Annotated in this window: 3 protein-coding genes; all 3 read right to left on the bottom strand. The window is 66.2% G+C overall.

Features of this window, described 5'->3' with window-relative positions; all coding sequences use genetic code 11:
* Positions 1-1948: 1948 nt before the first annotated feature.
* The 3 genes from ACIBTU_RS33015 to ACIBTU_RS33005 all read right to left on the bottom strand — a co-directional run bounded on the left by ACIBTU_RS33015 (position 1949) and on the right by ACIBTU_RS33005 (position 6857).
* The gene (locus ACIBTU_RS33015; RefSeq protein ID WP_399130349.1) at positions 1949-3352 is read right to left on the bottom strand and encodes a VanZ family protein; all 1404 of its coding nucleotides are present in this window, start codon (positions 3350-3352) and stop codon (positions 1949-1951) included.
* A 97-nt stretch (positions 3353-3449) separates the two neighbouring features.
* Entirely contained in the window at positions 3450-3875 is a 426-nt protein-coding gene (locus ACIBTU_RS33010; protein ID WP_399130348.1) for a hypothetical protein, read from the bottom strand.
* A gap of 600 nt (positions 3876-4475) precedes the next feature.
* Positions 4476-6857, bottom strand: a complete 2382-nt coding sequence (locus tag ACIBTU_RS33005) for a UvrD-helicase domain-containing protein (RefSeq protein WP_399130347.1) — start codon at positions 6855-6857, stop codon at positions 4476-4478.
* Positions 6858-6941 lie beyond the last annotated feature (84 nt).

Raw genomic sequence — 6941 nt, 5'->3', positions numbered from 1 at the left:
AGATTCGAAACCCACCTCTACCAGCCCCCGACACCCGCCAGACCACTGACATCTCCACACCGACCCACCACCGACAAACCAACCAACATCACCAGTGTGCGCTCCTGGGCGCCAACTGCGCCTGAGTAGGCGTACTTAACATCCCGGTGGTCTGCACGAAGGAGCGTCAGGCGCCAGCGGCGTGGCTCGCTGTGCCGAGCCGTCGAGGCGCACGGCCCCCGGCCGACGCGCAAGGGGACAGCTCGGCGCCTTTGGCCTCGAGCACGCGCCGCCATCCGTCCTGTCCAGCTCTTCTCCCCCTGCTGGTCGGGGTGGACGGGGTGCGTGTGAGGGGTTGTCGGCGCTATTGGTGAACCCTTGGCGGTGGCTCTGACCTGGGCTTTTGCTGAGTTCTCAGGCGTAGGTTGCACTAGGGTTTTGCGGGAGTTTTTGCAGGTGGTGTTGAAGGTGGTCTTGCGGACAGGGCTTCGGCGTAGTCGCGTGATGTCCGGTTCGTGGCGGACTATCAGCTCAGCGGCGATGTTCTCGGAACACGACAGGCATGGCTTCGAAGATCCGGGGACGTGATCTCCGAGCCATGCCGTCGTCGATCAGCGCACCACACCTCAGCTCGGCTCTTCGGGGACATCTCTGACGTTCGGTTCCGTCGTGGAGGGCGTTCCCGAGGGCCTCCCTTGCGTGCCCACGGGCGGTGGGGGCAGCGGGGGGTGCGGCGGGGGCGGGGCAGGGGTGCGCTTGGTCCGCACACGTGCCGTGATCGAGGGGAAGAGGAGTCCGATGACTGCGCCAACGGCGATGCCTAGCAGCGCGGACAGCAGAAACTCGACTCCGATCCCGTACTGGACCAGTTTCGGCAGACCCACGACGATCAGGCCGAACGCGCCCAGGTCTGATGAGCCCTGCCATCGGTCACGCCACTCCACCGGCTGCTTCTTCATTCCCCCCCTTACGTTTGCCTGGCCCACGAGCAGGGGTGCGCGAGCCGGATGGCCTTGCCCACCCCTGCCGAACTATGAAGCCCTACTACCTTCCGACGCCCATTCTGAGGGCCCTGGCGACGGGACCGGCTGCTGCTGTGCCGATGGCTCCGAAGAGTGAGCCGTTGATGCAGGCATCGCTGCGGTCCTCGGCGTCACCGCCGGTGACAGCCGCCCGCTGGGAGGAGTCGATGAGCGGGGCGGACCACCGCGCGCTCATCGACCGCGCTCTGGGCACGAACAGCGGCGGACCGGATCAGGGCGATGAAGATGCGTAGTGGGCGTTCGGCGTGTGGATGGAGGTCTGGATGATCGGCCCTGATCTTCCGCCAGCCCACGAGCCGATGACTGCCGAGGCCGTCCTGGCTCGAGGCCCACGGGTGCGTGGAAACGCGAACTCATGGACGGCGTTATCTACTTCTACGGCGAATTCGACGAGCGTGACGTCGCCGCCGCCGAACGCGCGTACACCGGGCACCGATCACTCATCAACACGGCCCGCGGCCTGCGGAAAACACCGACGAGTCCCGGCTGCCATACGGCAGCCGCCGGCCACCCAGTCTCAAGCCTGGCGGCTGGTGTGCAGGCAGCACTGCAACGACGGCCTCCCGGCGGGATGAAGCGCCTGGCCGCGCTCGTCTGCAGGCAGTGGCCCCTACCCGGCCCGCGGTCAGCTGCTGGCAACAGAAGAGGGAACGCGCAGGACTCCTCGGGAATCACGAAGCGGGGGCGCGATCTTCGCACCGAAGCGGCGGTGCTCGACGTGCCGCAACCACCTTCTTGCTGGGAGAACACTCAGTCCGATCGTCGCAGGACGAACCCACCAGGGGAGATGGGGGGCCTGGTGCCGCATCCCCGTCAACGCCGGGCCCTGCACCGATGCGTACGGAATGGCCGCCTGTGGACAGGCTTGTCCGCCAGAAACGGTTCCGGCGAACAAGCCCAACGCCACTGACGCACCGGTGAGGGCGTCAGGCGGATTTGAGGGGCTGGCCGGTCGCGTCGTACACCTGCCCCGTCACGGCGTTCACCCGGTAGATGTCGACCACAGGCTGCTCCTGCCCACCATCGCTGTCTCCAGTGCTGGGCCAGGTCACGTTGACGAGCCAGTTGGGCTGCCACTTGCCGTCCTGCTCGACCGCCTTCACGGTGACAGCCTTGGCGTGGAATTCTGCGCCGGCGTTGCCGTTGGCTCGCAGCTGTGCCTTGACCGACTTCGTCGCGGCCTTCTCGGCCTGCTCGGCGTCAAGTTTGGCCTCGGGAAGCTTTGCCCGGGTAGGTCCCCACCTGACATCGATCTGGGATACACGGCCTGCTCTGTCCACCTGGACGTCCAGCATCCTGGGCATCAGAACGTCGTTGTGGGTCCATCTCCAGTTCGTCATCCAGCCCAGCTCGGCCTTTGCACCCACCGGGGACGTCTGGTGCATGGTGGCACTCTTCGCCCACGGATACGTTCGCTGGGCATAGGACTTCGCGATCCGGGCGGCTGCTGCATCGGTGGACGGGGCCTTCGCACCTTCGACCGGGTAGCCCATGGCAGTGGGACGGTCGCTGTTCTCCAGCTGCACGTTCAGGTGCTTCTTGTCCGGCCACGAGAGGCTGCCGGTGCCGAAGCCTCCGGAGTTGCCTGCTTCACGGAAGTGCAGGTTGAAGACGATGCTGGTGCAGGGCGCGTCACCGCACGGCTGCTCGTACATCTTGCCGATCCTGTAGCGATCACCGAACGCCTCATGGACGGCGGACTCAACCGCCTTCTTCTGGCCGGAGCTTGCGTCGACGAGGCTGCTGCCGTCCACGTTGGTGAAGTCGAGCATCGGACGCACCACCCCCGACCCCAGGAGGAGCAGCGCTGCGAAGGCGATGAGGGCCCCCTTGGCACCCGCCCGCCAGGCGAGGGAGTCGCGGATGGCGAGCACGACGGCGACAACGGTGAAGCCGATCAGCCCGCCGATGATGTTCATCTCGGCATCGGCGCTGTCACACACGCGGCCCAGGCCGTCAACGGTGGCCTGGATGAATTCGATGGCCGGTGGAAGCGCGATCACTCCCACGAGTACAGGCAGCGGGCGACGGATGGCCAGGAGCGCGCAGGCGCCGACGGGCACCATCATGGCCAGGTTCCACAACCCTTGCGTGGTGTGAAAGGGCTCGGCGAACTGGTGATTGAGTACGCATACGCCGCTGGCTGAGCCCCCGCCCATGAAGGTGACGCCGAGAACGCCGGTGAGAGTGAAGGCGAGCCCGGCCCACCATGCGCCATGAGGGTTCTCGCGTTTACCGGCGAGCATCCAAGCTGCGCCGCCGAGAATGAGACCAATCAGTGTGCACGCGGCCAGGTAGCCGACGTGGTGTTGAAAGATGGCGGAAAACACGGCGTGGTTCCTTGCGTGGTCATCTCGGGGAGAACGGGACCGGTAGGAGGGCAGGCCCCGCCTTCGGAGACGGGGCCTGCGGTGTGTTGGTTCAGCTTCAGCAGTGCGAAGACGGCGTCTGGAACGTGCCGCCGCTGTAGCTGAGCATGCCGATGGTGCTCGTGCAGTACGAGCCGGCCGACAGCGACCACGTCTGCCGCTTCGTCGAGCCCGAGCTGATGGAGACAGAGCTGCCGTAGTGGTTGGTCCCGCCGCGCGAGTAGCCGAGCTTGGCGGTGATGGTGGAGCCGCCCGACTTGTAGTACTCGGTGCTGACGAGGCCGCTGGAATTCTGCTTCACGGCCAGGATGCCGTTGGACAGCTTGGTGCATCGCTCCATGGGCTCGTTGGTGACGGTGTAGCCGGAGCTGTCGCAGTAGGTGACGGCCGAAGCGGACGGCGCACTGAACATGACCGACCCCGCGGCGATGGCAAGGGCGACCAGGGTGGCGTTGCTTCTGCGGCGCATGAAGATCTCCAACATGCAGTGCTCATGTCAATGACCTCCCCGGATGGAGAGGTCGGCATGGACGGAAGATGTTGTGAGTGCCTGATCACGTAGTGCTCACAATGTGAAGATCAATTGACCGCTTCATGGTCATTATTTGAGCTTCATCTGAGCTTTGGTGCACTAGGCGCTCCGCGAAATCCCGTGTTCCGCATACGAGTTGAGTAACAAGGAGCCGGGCGTGCAGCAGCGCATCCACCTGGCCATTGTCTTCTCCCACCTCAATCACAGCGGCTACGTGTTGGGCGAAGGGGGCCGGGCTGGTGCCTTGTGCGGTGGCATGTGCGCGCTCCAGAGCCGCTTCCAGGGCCAGGTGGCGGAGCGCTCGGGTCCACCGTGTGCTGCTTCAGCAGTTCTTCGGTCACGAGCAGCCAGTCTCCCCTCTCGCTGCGCCGACGCCAGCGAGCCGCCGGCCAACGCGCGAACCTGACCTGCCCGGAGGCGTTGGGTCCATGCAGTGCGGTGATGTGCAGGAGCAGCGCCCGCGCGTCCGTAGGAGTGAGGTTGCTGGCCAGGGCCAACCGCAGCAGTGCGCCCAGCGCGGCTGCGGTGCGACTTGCCGGGGATCGGGAGGCTCTAACGACGACTCGTAGCGAGGTGTTCTCGGAGGGCTTTCCGTAGCATGGGCAGTGAGGTTCGAGCTCCGAGCGCGTTGAGGAACTCGGGGACTGTCCAGCGGATCAGGGCGCCCTGGCGCGAGAGGTAGAAGGCGACTTCGCGGATGTCGTAGCGGTTGTCGTAGTCGAGGAGGAGGTAGCCCGCGAGCTGCTGGACTTCTTCCTGCCCGAGGCGGTGCGGCCGGGTGGTGGCTTTGCAGTCGATGAGGATCCCGCCCGTGATGAAGTCTGCGTCGGCCTTCACGTCGGCGCTGCCGGCGAACACGGCTCCGCAGGTGCGTTCTTCGGGGGGAAGGTTCCGTAGGGGCTTGAAAGGGTCTTCAGCGAGTTTCATCTGCTCGTCAATGTCGTCGAGGACGTAGTGCGGTACGGCGCTGATGAGGCCGTTGACGGTGGTGTGCTCGTCGACGTGGGCGAGGAGGTTGCGTTTGCGGTGGAAGGAGCCGTTGCGGTAGATGGCTTCGAAGAAGCTGGTGATGAAGCAGAGCCTGGTCAGGTCGTCGTCGTTGAGCAGGCGGTTGGGGTCTGTGAGGTGGGCGTGGAGGCGGCGCATGATGCCGGCCCCGATGGTGTGGAGGTTGGCGCGTACGGCTGCTGGGGGTGCTCCGTCGATTGGTGCGGTGCTGCCGATCAGGTCGATGCCGGCGATCGCGGCGGGTCCCGGGTCGGAGCCGAGGCTCAGGCGCAGTCGGTAGTCGATGGTGTGGCCGAGGGCGGCGTAGTCGGGGCGGCGTTCGTTGAGGGGCTGGGTGGGGTGTGGGAGGCCGCGGGTGTGTCGGAGGTAGGAGGCGAGGAGGCGCTCGGGGTGGGGCAGGTGGCAGGCGAGGAAGGTGGACATGGGCGAGCGTGGGTACTTGAGCTGTCCGGTGAGTGGTAGCCGCGCGAGGGAGATGCCGTCGGGGGTGGTGTCGGCGGTGGCGGATGCGGCGTGGGCCTGGAGGCGTTTGATGCCGGTGATGTCGAGGAGGTGGCGGGCGCGGGTGACGGCGACGTAGATGAGGCGTGCTGCGGCTGGGTGTACGGCGCGGGGTGTGTCGTCGTCTGGTGGGGTGAAGCCGGCTCCGATGCGTACGCGGTTCCACTCGCGGCCCTTGGCCTTGTGCACGGTGGAGACGACGACCTGGGCCTGGGATTCGTCGGTCATGCGTTGGACGGTGGTGATGATCTGCTGGGGGCCGTAGGTGTCGACGAGTTCCACGATGGCTTTGAGGTCTGCGGCGGCCGAGTCTTGCTCGGCGTACTCCTGGACCTCGCCCCAGGAGGTGAAGAGGGCGAGGTCGTGGTGGGAGGTTCGGCGGCCGGCCTTTAGATCGATGGCGGCTTTCGCGATGTTCAGCAGCGGTTTTCCTCCGCCGACGAGCGCGACGGGCACGTCCTGGTCCAAGAAGCGCAGGACTTCGGCGAGGGCGTCCGCGTTGCCGCGACACAGCACGGCATCGGGGACGTCAACCTGTGTGAGCTGGGACGGTTCGGCGGCGTGGCCGGTGAGTTGCATGGTGGAGGCGGCCGCGCGCAGCCAGTGGTTGGCCACGTCCGCGATGACCGGTCCGAAGCGGAAGGACTGGGTGAGTTCCATCCGTTGGCCGGGGAAGCCGCTCATGATGTCTTTGGCGTGCCGCCACTCATAGATCTGCTGGGACGGGTCGCCGACGCAGACGCGCTGTGCGTTCTGTGCGAGGAAGATTTCCTCGAGGACCGGGTTCGTGTCCTGTGCCTCGTCGAGGAGGATGTAGTCGGTGGGCAGCCGAGGCCGGGTGAGGGCCCACATCTTGAGGTAGTGGTCGTGCTTGAAGGGCAGCGTGCCGTTCGGCGAGCAGATGTCGTCCCATGCCCAGCGGGCCCGGGGCAGCAGCACGCCGGCGACGTACTGCTGTCCGGCCTCGTCGAGTCCGTTCACGATCCCGAGGTGGCGCGCTGCCACCTGCTCCTCTGTGGAGTAGCAGAAGTGCCGGACCATCTCCATCACGAGGTGGGCCAGCGTCGTCGGCTTGAGCCGGCGTCCCCCGACGGCAAGGTCGCGGTCGATGTTCAGGAGCTGAGCGGTGCGCCACATCGGCATGTGCTGGGTGGCGTCCAGGCGCGCTTTGAAGCGGCTGCCCAGTGCACGGTAGGCCAGGCCGTGCGAGGTGCTGCAGTGCACGTTGTTGCCGAAGCGGGCTTTGGCCTCCAGCGCGATGGGTTTGTTGAAGGCGATGTACATGCCGCGGCGGCGGGTCGCGGCGCCCATCATCACCAGGGTCGATGTCTTGCCTGTTCCCGCTCCCGCTACCAGGGCGAGATCGTTGCCGGCGGCGAAGCTGTCCCGTGCTGCCGCCTGTTCCTCGGTCGCCTCCACGGGCACCGTGTCGTCCCCCTCCGTCAGACCTTGATCCGTTCCGCCTGCCAAGTCGGCCTCAGCCGAACTCGTTCTGGCTGGCCAGCAGCA

Source organism: Streptomyces sp. NPDC050145 (genome assembly GCF_044460245.1).
Classification (GTDB): Bacteria; Actinomycetota; Actinomycetes; order Streptomycetales; family Streptomycetaceae; genus Streptomyces.
This window is presented reverse-complemented; position numbering and strand designations above follow the sequence as displayed.